Raw genomic sequence first — 19,374 nt, forward strand, 5'->3', positions numbered from 1 at the left:
TCTGCCCCGTGCCGATAATGCACAGGCAATTGCGCCACATCTATGCGGCCCCGGACGAGACGCGCGAAAATGATAGCCGCCTGCCGAACACATTCAGCATCAGCCCGATGATGACCAATGCGGCACCGACCACTTCGAAGACGGTAATATGCTCCGCAAAAGCGAGATAGGCGCTGACGAAACCGACAATCGGCACCAGCAGCGAAAACGGTGCCACCGTTCCGGCCGGGTAACGCAGAAGCAGGTAACTCCAGATACCCGCGCCGACGATGGTCGCACCATAGGCCATGTAGATCACCACGAGAGCCATCGTAGGCGTCGCATTGTGCAGCCCTTCCGCAATCGCATCAGGTCCCTCCACCACCAGCGAAAGCAGCACCAACGGCAGAACGGGTACAAGGCTCGTCCATGCGACAAAGGAGACCGCATTCACCTGGCCGATGCGGCGATTGACGATGTTGCCGCAGGCCCAGGCAATGGCCGAGCCGACGCCCATCAGCAGCGGTATCAACGCTGCAGCCGTCATGCGCTCCACGCCGATGACCGCCAGCCCGCCAAAGGCAACGATTGCGCCGACGATCTGTGACGGCAACGGCCGCTCGCCGAGAAACACCACGGCCAGCGCCAGCGTGAAGAAGGCCTGCGACTGCATGACGAGCGAAGCAAGCCCAGCCGGCAGGCCGAGCTTGATGGCCGGGTAAAGCAGGCCGAATTGCACGAAACCCATCGCCATGCCGTAAACGATCATATGCCGCCACGGCACATTGGGTTTGGGAAGGAAGAACACCAACGGCACGGCTGCAAACAGATAGCGCACCCCCGTCAGAAACAGAGGCGGCATGTCGGCGACGCCGATCTTGATGGCAACGAAGTTGAAGCCCCACAAAAACACGGTGATCAGGGCAAGAAGAATATGCGGCAACGCCATTTTGTTATGTCCGAATTTCAGGCGATCGACGGGCGTTTTACGCCGAAACCGCCCTCTTCCAGCCAAATGTAATGAGACCGGCGCCGATCAGGAGACCGCCGCCCGTGCGGTTGACGATGCGCTGAACCTTGGGTTTGCGGATCGTATTGCGGGCGGCACTTGCCAGAAGTCCATAAAGGGCCGCATTGCAGCTGGCAAGCACAAGGAATGTCGCTTCGAAAATCAGCACCTGCGGCCAGAAAGGCAGCGTCGGCACCAGAAACTGCGGCAGGAAGGCGACGAAGAAGACAATGCTCTTGGGGTTCAGCGCCGTAACGACATAGGCATGCAGGAAGATTTTGAGCGGCCTTTCACGGCCGGTTACGCCTGCGGCTTCACCACCTTCAACGCCAACCGGCGAACGCCACAGCTTGATGCCGAGATAGATGAGGTAAGCCGCGCCTATCCATTTCAGACCGGTAAAAAGGGCCGCCGATGTGGCAAGCAGCGCGCCGAGCCCCAGCATGGAGGCCGTCATCGCAGTGAAATCACCAAGCGCCACACCCGTCACCGTCGCGGTGCTCGCCTTGCGTCCATGCCCCAGAGCATAAGAAATCACCAGCAGGATCGTCGGCCCCGGAATGGCAAGCATGATGGCGGATGCGGCCACGAAGGCCAGCCAGTTCTCCAGTGGCATGATGCAATTTCCCCCGTTCGGTCTTTGGAGCAAGCCACCAAAAGCGCCCGGTATCAAGCCAGATTTTCGGGGACTATGCCGCTTTGTCATCCAGCGGACGACAGGCTGCTGCCGCAGCTTCATCGCCTGTGCAAGATCGTAATTTGACGGCACGGCAAGCCATGCCGCGCCGCGCTGCCCCCTGCCCGCTCCAGCCGCAGGGCAAGATCAGGGGTAACGCCCGCCTGGACGTTCCCGAGAATAGTGCAACGCGCTATATGCCAGGCCTTTCCGCAGCTTCCGTTACGGAAAACTGAAGTGCGGCAATGAACTCCTCGCAGACGCGCCGTGGGTGGACGACGGGTCGAGTCCCGCATGACGGAGGCGCGCATTTCGAACATCATTAGAAGTGTGAAACGTACGACGGAGCCTCCCCGGCATTTTCTCGCCGGAGAGACTGTCGCCATCAAAACCGCGGCGCCCAGTAAGGAGGCGCCCACTCCCGCCGCATTTTGCGGTCGGACGGCTCCAGGCCGATATCATCCAGAAGACGCTCCGGCAGATCGGAAAGATCGGTCGGCGGCGGGCGCGGCACCATTGCCGCGACGAGAACCGCTTTCAGGGTTTTCCAGACGCCGAATGTGACGAACAGGCGGTCGACCGCATCCGGCAGCGCATATGCTACCAATGGTTGATTTTTCTGCATGGGAAATCCGTCCCGGCGCGGCGAAGCAGCCAGGTCCTTTATCGATGATAAAACGACATGCAGGAACGGCGGGCGCAACACGCGGTAGCGCGGACGCACAATTCAGCTGTCAGACGAAGTGAAGATGCCAAACGGCAGGGAAATCAGGCAGGAAGCCTTATCGGAGGTCGATGCCTCGGGACATGTAACCGCCGACGACCATGCCGGAAAAGCCAGACATGCCGGTAAGGCGCATATTCATATAGTCAGTCATTCCACGCCTCCTTTTTATAGCGGTTACAGACAAGATGTATCTTACACGAGATGCCGGACGCGACAAGAGGTCGCAATCTCGAATTGCAAAAGTCCGGCAGAATAGATGCAAAAATGCAACAAGCCGTTCAGCTCAGCGAGACGCTGAGGCCAAAACCCTGCATCAGCCGCCGTGTGGCGAAATCCGGCTTGCCGGAAGTGAAGACGGCGAAATCGAAACCATCTGGATGCTCCGCATCCTGCGGCAGTGGCACCAGGTGGCGCGCGCGACGGGCAATCGCTTCCGCCGGATCGAGCCAGTCCACCGGCCATGGCGCCAGCCGGCGAAACACATTGGCCATGAAGGGATAATGAGTGCAGGCGAGAACAACGATATCGGTGCGCTTGCCGTCGTTATCGATGAAGCAGGGCTCGATTTCCGCCAGCACGGCTTCATCGGAGATCGGTTCGCCCCTGATCCAGCTTTCGGCCATACGCGCCAGATTTTCCGACCCCACGAGGCGAACATGGCATTGCGTGGCGAATGACTGGATGAGATCGCGCGTATAGGCGCGCTTGACGGTGCCGGGTGTTGCCAGCACGGAAACGAGACCGGAACGGGTACGTTCGGCCGCAGGTTTGATAGCTGGAACGGTGCCGACGAAAGTCATATCAGGGAAGCGCGCCCGAAGGTCGGCGCCTGCCAGTGTGAAGGCGGTGTTGCAGGCAATGATGCAGACTTCAGGGCTATAGTCTTCAAGCAGCTTTTCGAAGAGCGAAAGAATGCGCGCTTTCAGCGCCTCCTCTTCCCAGCCGCCATAGGGGAAACCGGCGTCGTCGGCCACATAGATGAAACCGCGCTCGGGCATCAGCACGCGCGCCTCGCGCAGTACCGTCAGCCCGCCAATGCCGGAATCGAATACCAGCACCGGTTTGAGAACATCGGCCAGAGCCTCAGTCGTCTTCAGCATTCTCCCCAGCCCTCTCCGACAATGGTCCCTCCGCCGTTCCGGCCCGGCCTGCCTGCTTAGGCCACTGCCGGGGAAAACGATCGAGTGACCTGATCACGCCACGGAAAACACTGATTTCCTGCTCGGAAAAGCCGCGTCTCGACAGCACCGCACGCAGATTGTCCACCATTTTCGGCTTTTTTTCGGGCGGATGAAAATATCCGCGCGCATCGAGCGCCTCCTCAATGTGTTCGAACAGGCCGAAGACCTGTTCCTTGGTCGAGGGCCGCTGCTCGATGGGCTGGAAAAGCGTCTCGTCCAGATCGTCCATGCCGGATTTCATCCACTCATAGGACATCAAAAGCACGGCCTGCGCGATGTTGAGCGAGGCAAAGGCGGGGTTGACCGGAAATGTCACGATCTCATCGGCCAGCGCCACTTCTTCATTGGTAAGGCCCCAGCGCTCACGCCCGAACAGGATGCCGGTTCTTTCACCCGCCTTGAACTTCGCGCGCAGCGTGCCGGCTGCGGTGACGGGGGCACGAACCGGTTTGAAACCGTAACGCTCCCGCGCGGTCGTGGCATAGACGAAATTGAGATCCTTGATCGCCTCTTCCAGCGTCTCGAACACCTTCGTCCCGTCGATGACATGATCGGCCTTGGAAGCGGCGGCGCGCGCCTTCTCGTTCGGCCAGCCGTCACGCGGCTTGACGAGGCGAAGTTCGGCAAGACCGAAATTGGCCATTGCCCGTGCCACCATGCCGATATTTTCGCCGAGCTGCGGTTCGACCAGAATGATCGCCGGGCCTTCCGCCACAAGTTCAAGCTCGCTGTTTGTGCCTGCCATCGTCGTTTTCCAGTTTCTGAAGCGCCGCATCGATTTTTCAGGCCGATGCGCTTTATGGTTTTCGCGCATTTCCAGACTGAAAACCGGTCGCCGCTTTTCCTGAAAATGCTCTAAATCGCGCTTCACTGGCACAGATCGGCGCCAAAATCAAAGCCGGGGCAGGCAGAACGCCCTGTTATTCGCCCTTGATGATCGCCGCCATCTCTGCGCGCAGCGAATCCCTGCCCTCGTCTCCAACCCGGTGAATGTCGCTGATGACAGGCTGGCCGTTTTCCTCGATGACATCGAAATGCACCTCGTCGACCGTTGCCTTCATCTCTGCCTCATCCATGCAGGCCCAGAGCTTGAACTTCGCCGTCACGTCAGTCACGCCGTCCTTCACCTCACCGGGCGTTACCGAAACATCCACCAGCGGACAGCCATCCTGCGAGTTGGTCACCACATCGTAGCCGAAGGGATCGCCGGTCTCGCCGCTTTCCGCCTCGTAGGCCGGCTTCTTGGAAGCTTCGCGGTATTGGGCAACGAAGTCCTTGCTGAACAGGCTGGTCAGCATGTCCTCGTCGAAGATGTATTTCCAGTTTTCCGCATCGCCGGACCAGTTCTTGACGGTAATGTCCATCACCTTCTGGACGGGATCGGCGGGGCCGGCCGCAAGGGCGCTGTGGGAAAAGAGGACGGCGGCAGTCAGAAGCAGAATATTCCGCATGATGTGATCCCGGAGGTAGGCCCGACGCGCGGGCGAAGCGATTCGCCTGACTGTATTCCGGCAATATGGTTTGGCAATGCGCAAAGCGTTATTGCACCGCGCCAAAAAAGCGCCCCCCATGGCTTTGCCTCAGGCGCGCGCGATGCTATAGCCGCACCGGATATTTTTCCGAATACCGGCGTCACCAGGCGCCACAGCTTCGAAGGTGAGGAATTCATGGCAAAGATCAAGGTAGCCAATCCAGTCGTCGATCTCGACGGCGACGAAATGACCCGTATCATCTGGCAGCTCATCAAGGACAAGCTGATCCTGCCATACCTCGATCTCGACATCGAATATTATGACCTCTCGGTCGAAAACCGCGATGCTACCAACGACCAGGTAACCGTCGATGCGGCACATGCCATCAAGAAGCACGGCGTCGGCATCAAGTGCGCGACGATCACGCCGGATGAGCAGCGCGTCGAGGAATTCGGCCTGAAGCAGATGTGGAAGAGCCCGAACGGCACGATCCGCAACATTCTGGGCGGCGTCATCTTCCGCGAGCCGATCATTTGCAAGAACGTTCCCCGCCTCGTTCCCGGCTGGACGAAGCCGATCGTCGTCGGCCGCCACGCCTTCGGCGACCAGTACAAGGCAACCGATTTCAAGTTCCCCGGCAAGGGCAAGCTGACGATCAAGTTCGTCGGTGAAGACGGTCAGGTCATTGAAAAGGACGTCTTCGACGCTCCGAGCGCTGGCGTTGCACTCGCAATGTACAACCTTGACGAATCCATCCGCGAATTCGCCCGCGCATCCATGATGTACGGCCTGATGCGCAAGTGGCCGGTTTACCTGTCCACCAAGAACACCATCCTGAAGGCCTATGACGGCCGCTTCAAGGACATCTTCGAAGAAGTCTACCAGACCGAGTTCAAGGCGAAGTTCGATGAAATCGGCATCATCTATGAACACCGCCTGATCGACGACATGGTCGCCTCCGCTCTGAAGTGGTCCGGCGGTTACGTCTGGGCCTGCAAGAACTACGATGGCGACGTGCAGTCTGATACGGTTGCCCAGGGCTTCGGTTCGCTCGGCCTGATGACCTCCGTTCTCCTGTCGCCGGACGGCCGCACGGTTGAAGCTGAAGCGGCACACGGCACGGTCACGCGCCACTACCGCCAGCACCAGAAGGGTCAGGAAACTTCGACCAACTCGATCGCTTCGATCTTCGCCTGGACCCGTGGCCTCGCCCACCGCGCCAAGCTGGACGACAATGCAGAACTCGCAAAGTTCGCAGCAACGCTCGAAACCGTCTGCGTCGACACCGTCGAAAGCGGCTTCATGACCAAGGACCTCGCGCTCCTCATCGGTCCGGACCAGCCCTGGCTCTCCACCACCGCCTTCCTCGACAAGATCGATGAAAACCTCAAGACGGCGATGGCGGCTTAAAAGAACGGGGCACTGCCCGTTTGAAATATCGACAAAAGGAAACCCGGCCGCAACGCCGGGTTTCTTTTTTTGTTCACAGTATCTTGCTTAGATGTTGCACTAGGCGCAGACTTCGATTCCACAGCGTGCCGCAGTCAGAAAAATAAAAATATATAGCTGAAACAGCATAAAACGACACATAACTTGTCCGGCACAGTCAAAAATTCATGTGGTTACCAGCGCGATCCTTCGGGAAAACAGATAATGCTGTGGACTATAAAAACGCACCGTGTCAGCGCGAACTGCGCGCGGGTTTTCAATGATGCTTTTGCAATTTTGCTTGGGGAGGCAAAGCAATGAGTGAATTGATCTTCTACACCAATCCCATGTCGCGCGGACGCATTGCGCGATGGATGCTCGAGGAAGTGGGCGTTCCCTACAAGACAGAGATACTGGGCTTCTCGACGTCGATGAAATCGCCGGCCTATCGGCTGATCAATCCGATGGCCAAGGTGCCCGCCATCAAACACGGCGACACCATTGTCACCGAAGCGGCAGCGATCTGCGCCTATCTGGCGGATGCCTTTCCGGGCGCCAACCTTGCGCCGACGCCGAAAGCGCGCGGACTTTATTACCGCTGGATGTTTTTTGCTGCCGGTCCGTTGGAAATGACAACCAGCATGAAGGCGATGGGTTTCGAGGTGCCGCAGGAAAAGCTGCGTATGGCTGGCTGCGGCAGCTATGCGGATGCGATCAACACGCTCGAACGTGCCGTCAGCGAAAACCGCTTCATTGCCGGCGATCACTTCACTGCGGCGGATGTCTATGTAGGTGCCCATGTCGGCTGGGGCCTGCAGTTCGGCACAATCGAAAAACGTCCGGCCTTCACGGACTATATGGCGCATCTGACCGACCGCCCCGCCTTCAAGCGGGCCACCCAGCTTGACGAAGCGGCAGCGAAGGATATGCAGGCGGCGGGTTGAGGAAACTGACAGGCATTTCGCCTGAAAGCGGAGCACCAGCGCTCGCAAGGGTTACAAAACGGATTTTGGAAGCGGGCTTATTCGTTGGACTGGGCGAGTGGTTCGCCGATCTCGACTGCATGCCCGTCCGGATCATAAAAACGGAACACTCTCTGTCCCCATGCCTGCCGTTCAACGGGATGGATCAACTCCACATGCGGCGCAATATTCCGAAATGCCGCATCGACATCCTCATGTTCGAAATAGAGCAGCAGATTCCGTCTGCCGTAAGGTTTGTCCGTGTCCGGCGATGTCCGCCAGACCGTCTGTTCGAGCGAACGCCCCTCATGGATTGCAAAGCCGCTTTCAAAGAGGACGAAATTTCCGAAATCGTCCAAAACCTTCAGGCCGAGCCGGTCACGATAAAACTCCCTGGAGCGGTTGATATCGCACACGAAAGGGATGGGATTTACAAAGCGCATCACGTTCCTTTCGGATTTCAACATCCAGAATCAAAAAGGCGGGGTAGAACCCCGCCTTTTTTCAATTCATCCAGATCAGGCCGCCAGGGCCGCTGCCACCGCGTTGATGGCGTCCTGTGCCTTGGCGCCATCGGGGCCGCCGGCCTGCGCCATATCCGGGCGTCCACCGCCGCCCTTGCCGCCGAGGGCCGCAGAGGCCGTGCGGACGATATCGACGGCGCTGAAACGGCCAGTCAGATCCTCGGTCACGGCAGCAACAGCACTTGCCTTGCCGTCTGCGGACACGGCGATCAGCAGCACGACGCCGGAGCCGATATTTGCCTTGGCTTCATCTGCAAGACCCTTGAGGTCCTTGGCATCGATGCCGGACAGGGATTTTGCGAGGAAATTGACGCCCGCAACCCGCTGTACGTCGTTTGCGCCGGCATCCGACGAGCCGCCGCCCATTGCGAGTTTCTTGCGGGCATCCGCAAGCTCGCGCTCCAGCTTCTTGCGCTCGTCGAGAAGTCCCTCGACACGCGACAGTACATCGCCCGGCTGAACCTTCAGCGACGAGGCCAGTGCCTTTACGCGCTCATCCTGCTCGGAGAGATAGGCAAGCGCGCCCTGACCCGTTACGGCCTCAAGACGGCGCACGCCCGCACCGACAGCACTTTCGCCGAGAATGCGGATAAGGCCGATCTGGCCGGTTGCGGCAACATGGGTGCCGCCGCAAAGCTCGACCGAGTACGGACGGTTGGCCTTCGCACCGTGAACACCGGTGCCCATGGAGACAACGCGGACTTCATCGCCGTATTTTTCGCCAAACAGTGCCATAGCACCCTCGGCGATGGCGTCGTCAACGCTCATCAGACGCGTCACGACAGGCGAGTTCTGCAAGACGATCTCGTTTGCCATTTCCTCGACGACCTTCAGCTCCTCGGCCGACATCGGCTTCGGATGCGAAACGTCGAAGCGCAGACGCTCGGGTGCGACCAGCGAACCCTTCTGAGCAACGTGCGTGCCAAGAACCTCGCGCAGCGCCTCATGCAGCAGGTGGGTGGCGGAGTGGTTGGCGCGCAGACGCGAGCGGCGGTCGTGATCGACCGTCAGCTGCACGGCGTCATCGAGCTTCAATCCACCCTTGGACACCGTGCCGGAATGCACGAAAAGGCCCTCGCCCTTCTTCTGGGTTTCTGAAACGGTAAAGGTGCCGTTATCGCCTGAGATTACGCCGGTATCGCCCATCTGACCGCCGGACTCGCCATAAAATGGCGTCTGGTTGACGACGATCTGCACCGTCTCGCCCTCGGCAGCACTATCCACCGACTTGCCGTCCTTGACGATCGCCTGAATGACGCCTTCGGCTGTTTCAGTGTCGTAACCAAGGAATTCGGTCGCGCCGAGCTTTTCCTTCAGTTCGAACCACACCGTTTCGGTCGCCTTGTCGCCAGAACCAGCCCAGTGCGAGCGTGCTTCCGCCTTCTGGCGCTGCATGGCATCGGTGAAGCCGGAAATATCGACGCCGATTTCGCGGGCGCGCAGCGCATCCTGCGTCAGATCGAGCGGAAAGCCATAGGTATCGTAAAGCTTGAAGGCGGTTTCGCCGTCCAGCATGTCGCCCTTGTGCAGGGTCGAGGTCGCGTCAGACAGCAGCGACAGGCCGCGTTCCAGCGTCTTGCGGAAACGGGTTTCCTCAAGCTTCAGCGTCTCGGAGATCAGCGCCTCGGCGCGAACCAGTTCCGGATAGGCGCGGCCCATCTGCTGTATCAGCGCCGGCAGCAGCTTGTAGATCAGCGGCTCGCGCGAACCGAGAAGCTCGGCATGGCGCATGGCGCGGCGCATGATGCGGCGCAGAACGTAACCACGGCCCTCATTTGACGGCAGGACGCCATCGGCGATCAGGAAAGCGGAGGAGCGCAGATGATCGGCAATGACGCGGTGGCTGGCGCGCTTCTCGCCCTCTGCCGGAACGCCGGTCGCTTCGACGGAGGCCGAAATCAGCGCCCGGAACAGATCGGTGTCGTAATTGTCGTGTTTGCCCTGCAACAACGCCGAAATGCGCTCGAGACCCATGCCGGTGTCGATAGACGGGCGCGGCAGATCGATGCGCTCTTCCTTCGTCAGCTGCTCATATTGCATGAAGACGAGGTTCCAGATTTCGATGAAACGGTCGCCATCCTCTTCCGGTGAACCGGGCGGTCCGCCCCAGATATGATCGCCGTGGTCATAGAAGATTTCCGAGCAGGGACCGCACGGACCGGTATCGCCCATGGCCCAGAAATTATCGCTGGTCGGAATACGGATGATGCGATCGTCAGAGAAACCGGCGATCTTCTTCCAGAGATTAAAAGCCTCGTCGTCGGTGTGATAGACCGTGACCAGCAGACGGTTGCGATCGATGCCGAATTCCTTGGTGATCAGGTTCCAGGCATGGGTAATCGCCTCTTCCTTGAAATAGTCGCCAAAGGAGAAATTGCCGAGCATTTCGAAGAACGTATGGTGACGCGCCGTATAACCGACATTGTCGAGGTCGTTATGCTTGCCACCGGCGCGCACACATTTCTGCGCGGAAGCGGCCGTGGAATAAGGACGGCTTTCGAGACCGGTGAAGACGTTCTTGAACTGCACCATGCCGGCATTGGTGAACATCAGCGTCGGATCGTTGCGCGGCACCAGCGGACTGGAGGGCACAATCTCGTGTCCGTTCTTCTTGAAGTAGTCGAGAAAGGTCGACCGAATTTCATTCACACCGCTCATGCCCACACACCGCTCACAGCTGGAGTCCATCACCGCCATCCCGAATGATGGCTATCTTGCAAAATCAAAGGCTTTTATCGTCCGCATCCTGCCCTGTCCAGCCATGGAGGCGCACCAAGGCGTCTAGGCAAAGAAAAAGGGCCACGCGAGGAAAATCGCACGACCCTTTTGATCCATACCGGCTCACGCCGGCAAAGCCACCGGGCGCGAACGCCCGGACCTTCGAATGCATCAGCCCTCGTCGGGACCGTCGTCGCTTTCGCCGGCTTCCGGGCCGCCATTCTGCAGGAACCGATCGGCGATCAGACCGGCGTTCTGGCGCAGCGCCAGTTCGATCTCGCTTGCCATTTCCGGATTGTCGCGCAGGAAGGTCTTGGCATTTTCACGCCCCTGCCCCAAACGCTGGCTGTTATAGGAGAACCATGCACCGGATTTCTCGACGATACCGGCTTTCACGCCGAGATCGACAAGCTCGCCGGTCTTGGAAACACCTTCGCCATACATGATGTCGAATTCCACCTGCTTGAAAGGCGGTGCCATCTTGTTCTTGACGACCTTGACGCGGGTCTGGTTGCCGACAACCTCTTCACGCTCCTTGACGGCGCCGATACGGCGAATGTCGAGACGCACCGAGGCGTAGAATTTAAGCGCATTACCACCCGTCGTCGTTTCCGGCGAACCGAACATGACGCCGATCTTCATGCGGATCTGGTTGATGAAGATCACCATGCACTTCGACTTGGAGATCGAGGCGGTCAGCTTGCGCAGCGCCTGGCTCATCAGACGTGCCTGAAGGCCCGGCAGGCTGTCGCCCATCTCACCTTCGATTTCGGCACGCGGCGTCAGCGCCGCAACCGAGTCCACCACCAGAATGTCGACGGCACCGGAGCGCACCAGCGTATCGGTGATTTCAAGCGCCTGCTCGCCCGTATCCGGCTGCGAGATCAGAAGGTTCTGCAAATCCACACCGAGCTTGCGGGCATAGACCGGATCGAGCGCGTGTTCTGCATCCACGAAGGCGCAGATGCCGCCCTTTTTCTGGGCTTCCGCGATCGTCTGCAACGCAAGCGTCGTCTTACCGGAGCTTTCCGGGCCGTAAATCTCAACGATACGCCCCTTCGGCAGACCGCCGATACCGAGCGCTATATCCAGGCTGAGAGAACCCGTCGAAATGGTCTCTACTTCAACCACGTTTTCATTGGAACCGAGCTTCATGATCGATCCCTTGCCGAACGACCGTTCGATCTGGGAGAGCGCCGCTTCCAGTGCCTTGCTTTTATCCACCGATTTATCCTCTACGAGACGCAAAGAATTTTGTGCCATCCGATCCACCTTTAGGTTATTGAAGCCGCACAGGCAATGAAGCAGTATGGAAATAGGATGTACTCTATTTGTTCTCATATCGCAAGGCGCAGCCAGCATATTGAAAACAAATAGCGATAAGTGGTTTGTTCTGCTTTCGTTTTTCCGTGTCCGGCCTATCGCTGCGGACCGGATGTGAAGGGGAACAAACAAAAGATTGGGGCGAATCGTCCACCTTTTCCATCCGCGAAAGAGGGAAACACAAGCGTGAAGAAAATACTCGTTCTGGGCGGCGCGCATATAGACAGGCGCGGCATGATCGAGACTGAAACGGCGCCCGGCGCCAGCAATCCTGGCTCATGGATGGAAGAGGCTGGCGGCGGCGGTTTCAATGCGGCGCGCAATCTTTCCCGGCTCGGTTTTGCCGTCCGTATCATCGCGCCGCGCGGCGGTGACGTGACCGGCGAAGCGGTGGCCGAGGCAGCAAGGCAGGCGGGCGTGGAAGATACGCCCTTCGTTTTCCTCGATCGCCGCACGCCAAGCTACACCGCCATTCTGGAGCGCGACGGCAATCTTGTCATCGCACTCGCGGATATGGACCTTTACAAGCTGTTTTCGCCGCGCCGCCTCAAAGTTCGCGCGGTGCGTGACGCGATTACCGCGAGCGACCTTCTGCTTTGCGATGCCAATCTGCCGGAGGATACGTTGAAGGCGCTCGGTCTCATTGCCCGCGCCTGCCAAAAGCCGCTTGCGGCCATCGCCATTTCGCCCGCCAAGGCGGTGAAGCTGAAGGACATGCTCGCCGATATCGACATTCTCTTCATGAACGAGGCAGAGGCGCGCGCGCTGACAGGACAGACGGCAGACAATGTTCGCGACTGGCCGGGCATTCTCCGCAGGGCAGGCCTTGCCGGCGGCGTCATCACCCGTGGCGCAAGCGAAGTGGTAGCCTTCAACGCGACGCAAACCGCAAGCCTCCACCCACCCATCATCCGCGAGGTGAAAGACGTAACCGGGGCCGGAGACGCCATGGCGTCAGGTTATCTCGCGGCGATTGCGGAGGGCAAAACCATCACTGAGGCCCTGCGACTGGGTGCCGCTGCGGCCGCCATCACCGTGCAATCGCCTTTCGCCACCGCCCAAGACCTGTCAAAAGACAGTGTCGAGACCATGTTGGGGCTTGTCCCCAAGGCCGAAATGCTGGCATGAACCCGTTTTCTTATAGTCTGGAACAAACAGAATGACCCGCCCCATCTCCCCGCTCCTGCCCATCGTCTATTCGCAAGAGGTTGCCGCTGCCAAACAGCGCGGCGCGCCGATCGTCGCGCTGGAATCGACCATCATCACCCACGGCATGCCCTATCCCGGCAATATCGAGATGGCTGAAGGCGTCGAACAGATCATCCGCGATCAGGGAGCCGTTCCGGCAACCATCGCCGTCATTCACGGCACGCTGCATATCGGCCTCGAGAAGGAGCAGCTCGAAGCGCTCGCCCAGACCACCGACGCCATGAAGGTCTCGCGCGCAGATATTGCCTTTGCGATTGCCGAGCGCCGCACCGGTGCCACGACAGTGGCAGCCACCATGATTGCCGCTGCCCGCGCCGGCATCCGCGTTTTCGCCACCGGCGGCATCGGCGGTGTGCACAAGGGCGCGGAGGAGACCTTCGATATTTCGGCCGATCTGACCGAGCTTGCCAAAACCGGCGTGATCGTCGTCTGCGCCGGCGCCAAGGCCATTCTTGACATCCCAAAGACGCTGGAAGTTCTCGAAACCAACGGCGTGCCTGTCGTGACTTTCGGTTCGGAAGAGTTCCCGGCTTTCTGGTCGCGTTCTTCGGGCCTTCCCAGCCCGCTGTCGCTCAACAGCCCTGCAGCCATCGCCAATTTTCAGACGACCCGCGAACAGCTCGGCATCGATGGCGGTATGCTGATTGCCAATCCCGTGCCGGAAGAGGACGAAATTCCGCGCGAGGAGATGGAAATCTACATCAATCGCGCCATTTCCCACGCCGAGCGCGAGGACATCACCGGCAAGGCCGTCACGCCCTTCCTGCTCGGCGATATCTTCCGCCTGACCGACGGCCGCAGCCTCGCGACCAATATCGCGCTGGTACGCAACAATGCCCAGCTCGCAGCAGAGATTGCTGTGGCGCTTAACTAAGCGTTAGAGGCTGGATTATCCTCAAATTTGAGGATGATGGCAGGGTGAGAAGCATCCCAGTCATGCCGGATTTGATCACGCCGGACCCCGCATCTGGTCCGGAGTTACGGATAATGTGTCGGCCTGGGAACTTTGCTACCAATAAAAAAGCCCGGAAAGCTTTGCGCTTTCCGGGCTTTCATTTTTCAGTTCCTGAACCTTATCAGTTCTGGGCGACCGGTCTTACCAGCGGTGTCACGCGGCGGATGGTGACGCGGCGGTTCTGCTGTTCCGGGCCGAGTGTCTGAACCTTCAGGTAACGCTCGCCGTAGCCTTGCGTCGCCAGGTTTTCCGGCGGAATGCCGTAAACATCGGTCAGGACATTGGCGACGGAAGCGGCACGCTCGTCGGAAAGAACAAGGTTGCTTTCATCCGAACCAACGGCGTCGGTGTGGCCTTCGATCAGAAAGGTTTCCGCCGGGTTTTTTGCCAGCGCCTTGTTGATCGCATCCGCTACCTTCCGCAGCGAACGGGCCTGCGCCATCGGAATGTCAGCGCTTCCAGTGGCAAATGTGATCGTATCGAGGTCGATACGGCGCACCTTGTCGCGGATACGGGCCGAATAACGCACTTCATCCAGCGAGTAGACACGCTCCACCGGCTCGACCGGCGGCTGCTCCAGGAAGCGGTAGTAATCGCGGTCCGGATCGCTCGACGTGTCGATGATGTAGTCACGAACCGGAATGCGCAGACGCATCGGCGGCAGGTCGAGGCCGGGATCGCGATAGACATATTCACGGTCCGGTTCGTCCATCAGTTCCGGTGCATAGAACAGAACATATTCCCGGCCACGGTCGTCGATGCGCGAACGCTGGATGACGTCGCCATAGCGGTTGCGGATCGTCACCACCTGCGTGCCGTCGCGACGCTCGACGGTCTCGCGGACACGTCCGCCGGGTAGGCGCTCGTAATAGGGCTCGCCGCCATCGCGGATGAAGCGCTGATTGTCGTCGCCGCGCACAACCACGCGGTCACCGAATTGCAGGATGATCGGCGCATCGCGATCCTGATCGCGCCGGCCACCTTCGCGCGGCTGCCATTCCCGCGCACCTTCCGGCCGGTCATATTGCGGACGGCGGTCGACACGCTCACCCTGCTGAGAGGTAATCGCCTCCATCTTCACGGGCGGCGGAGCCTTGCCTCCGGCAGCACCGGCGCGCTGCGCTTCGGCGTCGGAAGTCGGCACCTTCACGTCACCGGCCTGCTCACGCTCGCGGCGGCGTTGCTCGCGTGCCTGGTTGTTACCGGAGCGCTCCACTTCCTTGTCGCTGTCGAGAACGGCGGCACCCTTGTCGACGGGCAGAATGACGGTGTCGGCAGTCTTGGACGGGTCCTTGGCGATAGCCTTGGCCTTGTCCAGTTCCTGCTTCGTCGTCGGAGGCGCTTCCGTCTGCGGAATGGCGACCTGATTAGGAACGGCTTCGCCGGCAGGCGCCTGTCCTGTCGTGGCGCCGCTTGGCGGCGGAGGTGTCGGAGTACCCGGCAGCGGCGCTGCAGGCTCCGTCTTGCCCTGGCCTTCTACCGGCTGCTTTTCAGAAGGCTGCTGGCCGGGCGCAGGATTGGGCTGAGCTTCCGGAGCCGGTGGCCGTGCCGGTGTCGGCGCTTCCGTTGGAACAGGAGCCTCCTTTACAGCTGGCTCAGGAGCCGCTGGCTTTTTCTCCGGAACGGCCTTTTCGGCGGGTTCCGATTTCGGTTCCGGTGCTGGAGCGGGCGCCTTTTCCTCTACCGGCTTTTTCTCGGCGGCGGGCTCGCGCTGTTTCGCCGGCTGCTCGGTATTTTCAGGGCGTGCGGCTGGCTGTTCGGCCGCCGGCTCCGGCTTGCGCGGACGCGCGGGGCGTTGCTCGCCCTCACCTGCCGGCTGCTCGGCTCTAGCCGGTTTGCGCGGCCGTTCCTGCGGCTGCTGCTCGGCTTGTGCAGGTGCGGCTTCGGGCTCAGGCTGCGGGCGCTGCTTGCGGGCGGGTGGCTGTTCAGCTGGCGCCGGTTCCGGTTGGGCTTCGCGCTGCTGCGGCTGCCGTTTCGGTTCCGGCTGAGGCTCGCGTTGCGGCTCGGGCTGAGCTTCACGCTTGGGTTCAGGACGCGGTTCGGCCGGTGCGGCTTCAGCCTTCGGCTGTTCGCGCTGCGGTTCCGGAGCCTGCTCCTGCTTTTTCGGCTCTGGCTCTGGCTTCGGCTGCGCCTCTTCTGCTTGCTGGCGTTGCTTGCGCAGCAGCTCTTCCGGGTTCTGCTCCTCCGCCTGCGGCTGCGCCTGTGCCAATATCACCGGGGCCTTTGCCTGGGGCATTTGCGTTTGCGTCCATGCGGCGCCGGCATAACCGGCGGCGGCCGGCTCCACCGCGATCGCCAGCGACATGAGGGGGAAAACCACCCCCGTCAGCAATGTGTTCTTCTTCAGCATCGGTGCTTCCTCATCTGCCAATCGTTGTACGCCGCTTATGCCGCGACATTGTGAATCCGGCCGCGCGTGCAGGCGCTGGTCAACGCCTTGCATACGCTTCGGTTCCCATGATGACCAAAGCGTTCTGTACCGGAAATGAACAGATCAAGGCCATTTCGTGAAAGCTCCGCGACGAAAAAGAGGGCGCTAATATTGCAGTTGCATTTTTTGACCAACCGGACGAATAATTGCCGCGCGCTGAAGGCCACGAATGGCAACCCGTTCTGTTGCGCCTGCGCTCACGACGTCCGCACTGAAAACAACAACAGACTGCGGATGAACGACCAAAAGAGAGGATCGAAATGCCTATTTCCACCCGTCTGCTCGCAGCCGCATCGATTGCCGCCATCTCCCTGTTTTCCGGCGCGGCCCTCGCGCAGGACAAGATCGTCATCGGCACGGAAGGCGCCTACCCGCCCTTCAACAATCTGGAAGCCGACGGTACGTTGACCGGCTTCGACATCGACATCGCCAAGGCGCTGTGCGTCGAAATGAAGGCTGAATGCACCTTCGTCACCAATGACTGGGACGGCATCATCCCCGCCCTGCAGGCAAAGAAATTCGACGCCATCATCGCGTCCATGTCGATCACGCCGGAGCGTCTCCAGAAGGTCGATTTCTCCAAGAAATATTACAACACCCCGCCGGCAATCGCCGTACCGAAGGATTCGCCGATCAAGTCCGTCGACGACCTGAAGGGCAAGTCGCTCGGCGCGCAGGGTTCCACGACCCACTCCAACTATGCAGAAAAGCACTTCCCGGGTTCCGACCTGAAAATGTACCCGACCGCCGACGAATATAAGCTCGACATCGCCAACGGCCGCATCGACGCCGTCATCGACGATATCGTCGTCCTGTCGGAGTGGCTGAAATCGGATGCAGGCAAGTGCTGCAAGATCCTGACGCCGCTTCCGGTGGATGTCGAGATCAACGGCAATGGTGCAGGCGTAGCCGTTCGCAAGGGCGATACGGCTCTCGCCGACAAGTTCACGGCTGCCATCGCCGGCATCCGCGCCAACGGCAAGTACCAGGAAATCAACAAGAAATACTTCGATTTCGACGTTTACGGCCAGTAAGCGGCGCGTCGCCTGTTGAAATCTGGTGGCGGAAGGCTTGCCCTTCCGCCATTTTTGTTTGAAAACGTAACCATAACAATCACGGCGGCTTAAGACCGCGGGGGAAAACTGGCATGAGCGGAGCATTTTCCGCCATAGGTGCGTTCTGGACCTATGTCTCGACACTTCTCGACCCTTTCTGTGGGCCGGTCGGTCTCTTCACGCTTTTCGGAAACGGCACCCTCGTCACCTGTGGCGATGCCGGCTGGGGCGACGAAATCGCCTTCGGCGTCAAGGTAACGATCTCGCTGGCGCTCGCCACCCTGCCCGTCGGGCTTGTGATCGGTTTCCTCATTGCGCTCGCCGCGCAATCGGAGGAAAAATCGCTGCGGCTGGCGGCCGGTGTCTATACCACCATCTTCCGCGGCCTGCCGGAACTCCTGACGCTGTTCATCGTCTATTACGGCATACAGATGCTGCTGCAATCGGCCGCCGGTTATGTCGGGATAACCGGCCCGGTAGAGATCAACGCCTTCGTGGCGGGCATGGTCGCGCTGTCAGTGGTGTTTTCGTCCTATTCCTCGGAAGTGTTGCTATCCGCCTTCAAGGCCATCCCAAAGGGCCAATATGAGGCTGGACATGCACTCGGCCTCTCGCGCGGCCACACCATGGTGCTTGTCATCATTCCGCAGCTGGTAAGGATCGCCCTGCCCGGCATGACCAACCTTTGGGTCATCCTGCTCAAGGATACCTCTTACGTCTCGATCATCGGCCTTGCCGATATCGTGCGCCAGACCGGCATCGCTGCCCGCGTCAGCAAGGAAGCCTTCTTCTTCTACGGCATCGCCTGCCTGCTCTACCTCATCCTCGCTCTGCTCTCCTCCATCGGCATCGGCTTCATCGATCGCTGGTCGCGCAAGTCGGAGGCAAGCCGATGAGCCATGTTCAGGAACTCATTCCGCCGCGCCCCGCGCCGGTTGCCACAGACAAGCCCCTCAACATATCGCGCGTCGTCGGCATCGCCGTCATAACGCTCTGGCTGCTGCTGGCCGCCGGGCTGATCTTTGCGATGATCGAAGGCTGGGACTGGGCGAAATTCGAACGTTACGGGCCGCGTTATATCGATGGCCTCATCACCACCATTACGCTAGTTGGCAGTTCGATCATCCTCGGCGCACTTCTCTCGGTGCCGATCGCCTTCGCCCGCATGTCGGAAAATCGCGTCATCAGCGCGCTGGCCTATGCCTATGTCTACGTTTTTCGCAGCACCCCGCTGCTGGCGCAGCTTTTCCTGATCTATTACGGTCTCGGCAGTTTCCGTCAGGGGCTGGAAACCGTTGGCCTGTGGTGGTTCTTCCGCGAGGCCTGGTATTGCGGCCTCTTGTCGCTCACCCTCAACACCGCCGCCTATCAGGCCGAAATTCTGAGGGGCGCGATCCGAAGCGTGCCACGCGGCCAGATTGAAGGTGCGGCCTCGCTCGGCCTGTCGAAATTCATCACCTTCCGCAAGGTCATTCTGCCGCAGGCCCTCATCGTGGCTCTGCGCCCCTACGGCAACGAGATCATCCTGATGATCAAGGGTTCGGCAGTGGTCTCCATCGTCACGGTCTTCGACCTGATGGGACAGACGCGCTATGCGTTCTCCCGCACATTCGATTATCAGGCCTATCTCTGGGCGGCGATCTTCTACCTGACGATCGTCGAGACGCTCCGGCATGTCTGGGCATGGCTCGAAGCCCGCCTGACACGCCATCTCAAGCGCTAGGG

17 protein-coding genes are annotated in these 19,374 nt (G+C 59.9%); 7 read left to right on the forward strand and 10 right to left on the reverse strand.

Annotation, left to right across the window (positions count from 1 at the left end):
• Positions 1–40 precede the first annotated feature (40 nt).
• The 6 genes from GH784_RS21620 to GH784_RS21645 all read right to left on the reverse strand — a co-directional run bounded on the left by GH784_RS21620 (position 41) and on the right by GH784_RS21645 (position 5,023).
• Positions 41–928, reverse strand: coding sequence for an O-acetylserine/cysteine exporter (locus GH784_RS21620; RefSeq protein ID WP_013636398.1), 888 nt, complete (start codon positions 926–928; stop codon positions 41–43).
• Between the two features lie 37 nt (positions 929–965).
• Positions 966–1,604 carry a LysE family translocator gene (locus tag GH784_RS21625; RefSeq protein WP_025593915.1) on the reverse strand — a complete coding sequence of 213 codons (639 nt, stop codon included), beginning with the start codon at positions 1,602–1,604 and terminating at the stop codon, positions 966–968.
• 445 nt (positions 1,605–2,049) lie between these two features.
• Positions 2,050–2,289, reverse strand: coding sequence for a DUF1127 domain-containing protein (locus tag GH784_RS21630; protein WP_013636401.1), 240 nt, complete (start codon positions 2,287–2,289; stop codon positions 2,050–2,052).
• 380 nt (positions 2,290–2,669) lie between these two features.
• Positions 2,670–3,491 (reverse strand): glutamate racemase, encoded by an 822-nt coding sequence (gene murI / locus GH784_RS21635; RefSeq protein ID WP_065702410.1) that lies wholly within the window; start codon positions 3,489–3,491, stop codon positions 2,670–2,672.
• A complete protein-coding gene (locus GH784_RS21640) occupies positions 3,475–4,317 on the reverse strand; it encodes an RNA methyltransferase (protein WP_003516049.1) in 843 nt (280 codons plus the stop codon). Before GH784_RS21640 ends, murI begins: the two co-directional genes overlap by 17 nt.
• Positions 4,318–4,492: 175 nt before the next feature.
• The gene (locus GH784_RS21645; protein ID WP_003516050.1) at positions 4,493–5,023 is read right to left on the reverse strand and encodes a hypothetical protein; all 531 of its coding nucleotides are present in this window, start codon (positions 5,021–5,023) and stop codon (positions 4,493–4,495) included.
• A 216-nt stretch (positions 5,024–5,239) separates the two neighbouring features.
• Here GH784_RS21645 and GH784_RS21650 point away from each other — a divergent pair, with 216 nt between their 5' ends.
• Entirely contained in the window at positions 5,240–6,454 is a 1,215-nt protein-coding gene (locus tag GH784_RS21650; protein ID WP_003516051.1) for an NADP-dependent isocitrate dehydrogenase, read from the forward strand.
• A 335-nt stretch (positions 6,455–6,789) separates the two neighbouring features.
• Positions 6,790–7,416, forward strand: a complete 627-nt coding sequence (locus GH784_RS21660) for a glutathione S-transferase family protein (RefSeq protein ID WP_003516054.1) — start codon at positions 6,790–6,792, stop codon at positions 7,414–7,416.
• 77 nt (positions 7,417–7,493) lie between these two features.
• Here GH784_RS21660 and GH784_RS21665 read toward each other — a convergent pair whose 3' ends face one another.
• The 3 genes from GH784_RS21665 to recA all read right to left on the reverse strand — a co-directional run bounded on the left by GH784_RS21665 (position 7,494) and on the right by recA (position 11,939).
• Entirely contained in the window at positions 7,494–7,877 is a 384-nt protein-coding gene (locus tag GH784_RS21665) for a VOC family protein (protein WP_026331055.1), read from the reverse strand.
• A 75-nt stretch (positions 7,878–7,952) separates the two neighbouring features.
• Positions 7,953–10,616: an alanine--tRNA ligase gene (gene alaS / locus GH784_RS21670; protein ID WP_153793747.1), complete on the reverse strand. Its 2,664-nt coding sequence runs from the start codon at positions 10,614–10,616 to the stop codon at positions 7,953–7,955.
• Positions 10,617–10,847: 231 nt separating this feature from the next.
• The gene (gene recA / locus GH784_RS21675; protein WP_003516062.1) at positions 10,848–11,939 is read right to left on the reverse strand and encodes a recombinase RecA; all 1,092 of its coding nucleotides are present in this window, start codon (positions 11,937–11,939) and stop codon (positions 10,848–10,850) included.
• Positions 11,940–12,185: 246 nt separating this feature from the next.
• On the opposite strand from recA, the gene GH784_RS21680 reads away from it, so the two are divergent.
• Both GH784_RS21680 and GH784_RS21685 read left to right on the forward strand, forming a co-directional pair.
• Complete coding sequence (locus GH784_RS21680) at positions 12,186–13,127, forward strand: carbohydrate kinase family protein (protein ID WP_065702408.1); 942 nt, start codon at positions 12,186–12,188, stop codon at positions 13,125–13,127.
• A 31-nt stretch (positions 13,128–13,158) separates the two neighbouring features.
• Entirely contained in the window at positions 13,159–14,082 is a 924-nt protein-coding gene (locus tag GH784_RS21685; RefSeq protein ID WP_003516064.1) for a pseudouridine-5'-phosphate glycosidase, read from the forward strand.
• Positions 14,083–14,284: 202 nt separating this feature from the next.
• Here GH784_RS21685 and GH784_RS21690 read toward each other — a convergent pair whose 3' ends face one another.
• Positions 14,285–16,513, reverse strand: a complete 2,229-nt coding sequence (locus GH784_RS21690) for an OmpA family protein (protein WP_065702407.1) — start codon at positions 16,511–16,513, stop codon at positions 14,285–14,287.
• Positions 16,514–16,854: 341 nt separating this feature from the next.
• Between GH784_RS21690 and GH784_RS21700 the strand changes: the two genes are divergently transcribed.
• The 3 genes from GH784_RS21700 (at position 16,855) to GH784_RS21710 (ending at position 19,372) form a co-directional block, all read left to right on the forward strand.
• Positions 16,855–17,628 (forward strand): ABC transporter substrate-binding protein, encoded by a 774-nt coding sequence (locus GH784_RS21700; protein WP_065687228.1) that lies wholly within the window; start codon positions 16,855–16,857, stop codon positions 17,626–17,628.
• A 113-nt stretch (positions 17,629–17,741) separates the two neighbouring features.
• Positions 17,742–18,545: an ABC transporter permease gene (locus GH784_RS21705; RefSeq protein WP_003516067.1), complete on the forward strand. Its 804-nt coding sequence runs from the start codon at positions 17,742–17,744 to the stop codon at positions 18,543–18,545.
• Positions 18,542–19,372 carry an ABC transporter permease gene (locus GH784_RS21710; protein ID WP_003516068.1) on the forward strand — a complete coding sequence of 277 codons (831 nt, stop codon included), beginning with the start codon at positions 18,542–18,544 and terminating at the stop codon, positions 19,370–19,372. The genes GH784_RS21705 and GH784_RS21710 overlap by 4 nt, the downstream gene beginning before the upstream one ends.
• Positions 19,373–19,374: the final 2 nt, after the last annotated feature.

The sequence above is a fragment of the Agrobacterium tumefaciens genome (assembly GCF_009649785.1).
In the GTDB taxonomy this organism is placed as follows: domain Bacteria; phylum Pseudomonadota; class Alphaproteobacteria; order Rhizobiales; family Rhizobiaceae; genus Agrobacterium; species Agrobacterium tumefaciens.

Coding starts and splice junctions, on each gene's coding strand:
- GH784_RS21620 (WP_013636398.1), bottom strand. CDS start 928: ATGGCGTTGCCGCATATTCTTCTTGCCCTGATCACCGTGTTTTTGTGG.
- GH784_RS21625 (WP_025593915.1), bottom strand. CDS start 1,604: ATGCCACTGGAGAACTGGCTGGCCTTCGTGGCCGCATCCGCCATCATG.
- GH784_RS21630 (WP_013636401.1), bottom strand. CDS start 2,289: ATGCAGAAAAATCAACCATTGGTAGCATATGCGCTGCCGGATGCGGTC.
- murI (WP_065702410.1), bottom strand. CDS start 3,491: ATGCTGAAGACGACTGAGGCTCTGGCCGATGTTCTCAAACCGGTGCTG.
- GH784_RS21640 (WP_003516049.1), bottom strand. CDS start 4,317: ATGGCAGGCACAAACAGCGAGCTTGAACTTGTGGCGGAAGGCCCGGCG.
- GH784_RS21645 (WP_003516050.1), bottom strand. CDS start 5,023: ATGCGGAATATTCTGCTTCTGACTGCCGCCGTCCTCTTTTCCCACAGC.
- GH784_RS21650 (WP_003516051.1), top strand. CDS start 5,240: ATGGCAAAGATCAAGGTAGCCAATCCAGTCGTCGATCTCGACGGCGAC.
- GH784_RS21660 (WP_003516054.1), top strand. CDS start 6,790: ATGAGTGAATTGATCTTCTACACCAATCCCATGTCGCGCGGACGCATT.
- GH784_RS21665 (WP_026331055.1), bottom strand. CDS start 7,877: ATGCGCTTTGTAAATCCCATCCCTTTCGTGTGCGATATCAACCGCTCC.
- alaS (WP_153793747.1), bottom strand. CDS start 10,616: ATGAGCGGTGTGAATGAAATTCGGTCGACCTTTCTCGACTACTTCAAG.
- recA (WP_003516062.1), bottom strand. CDS start 11,939: ATGGCACAAAATTCTTTGCGTCTCGTAGAGGATAAATCGGTGGATAAA.
- GH784_RS21685 (WP_003516064.1), top strand. CDS start 13,159: ATGACCCGCCCCATCTCCCCGCTCCTGCCCATCGTCTATTCGCAAGAG.
- GH784_RS21690 (WP_065702407.1), bottom strand. CDS start 16,513: ATGCTGAAGAAGAACACATTGCTGACGGGGGTGGTTTTCCCCCTCATG.
- GH784_RS21700 (WP_065687228.1), top strand. CDS start 16,855: ATGCCTATTTCCACCCGTCTGCTCGCAGCCGCATCGATTGCCGCCATC.
- GH784_RS21705 (WP_003516067.1), top strand. CDS start 17,742: ATGAGCGGAGCATTTTCCGCCATAGGTGCGTTCTGGACCTATGTCTCG.
- GH784_RS21710 (WP_003516068.1), top strand. CDS start 18,542: ATGAGCCATGTTCAGGAACTCATTCCGCCGCGCCCCGCGCCGGTTGCC.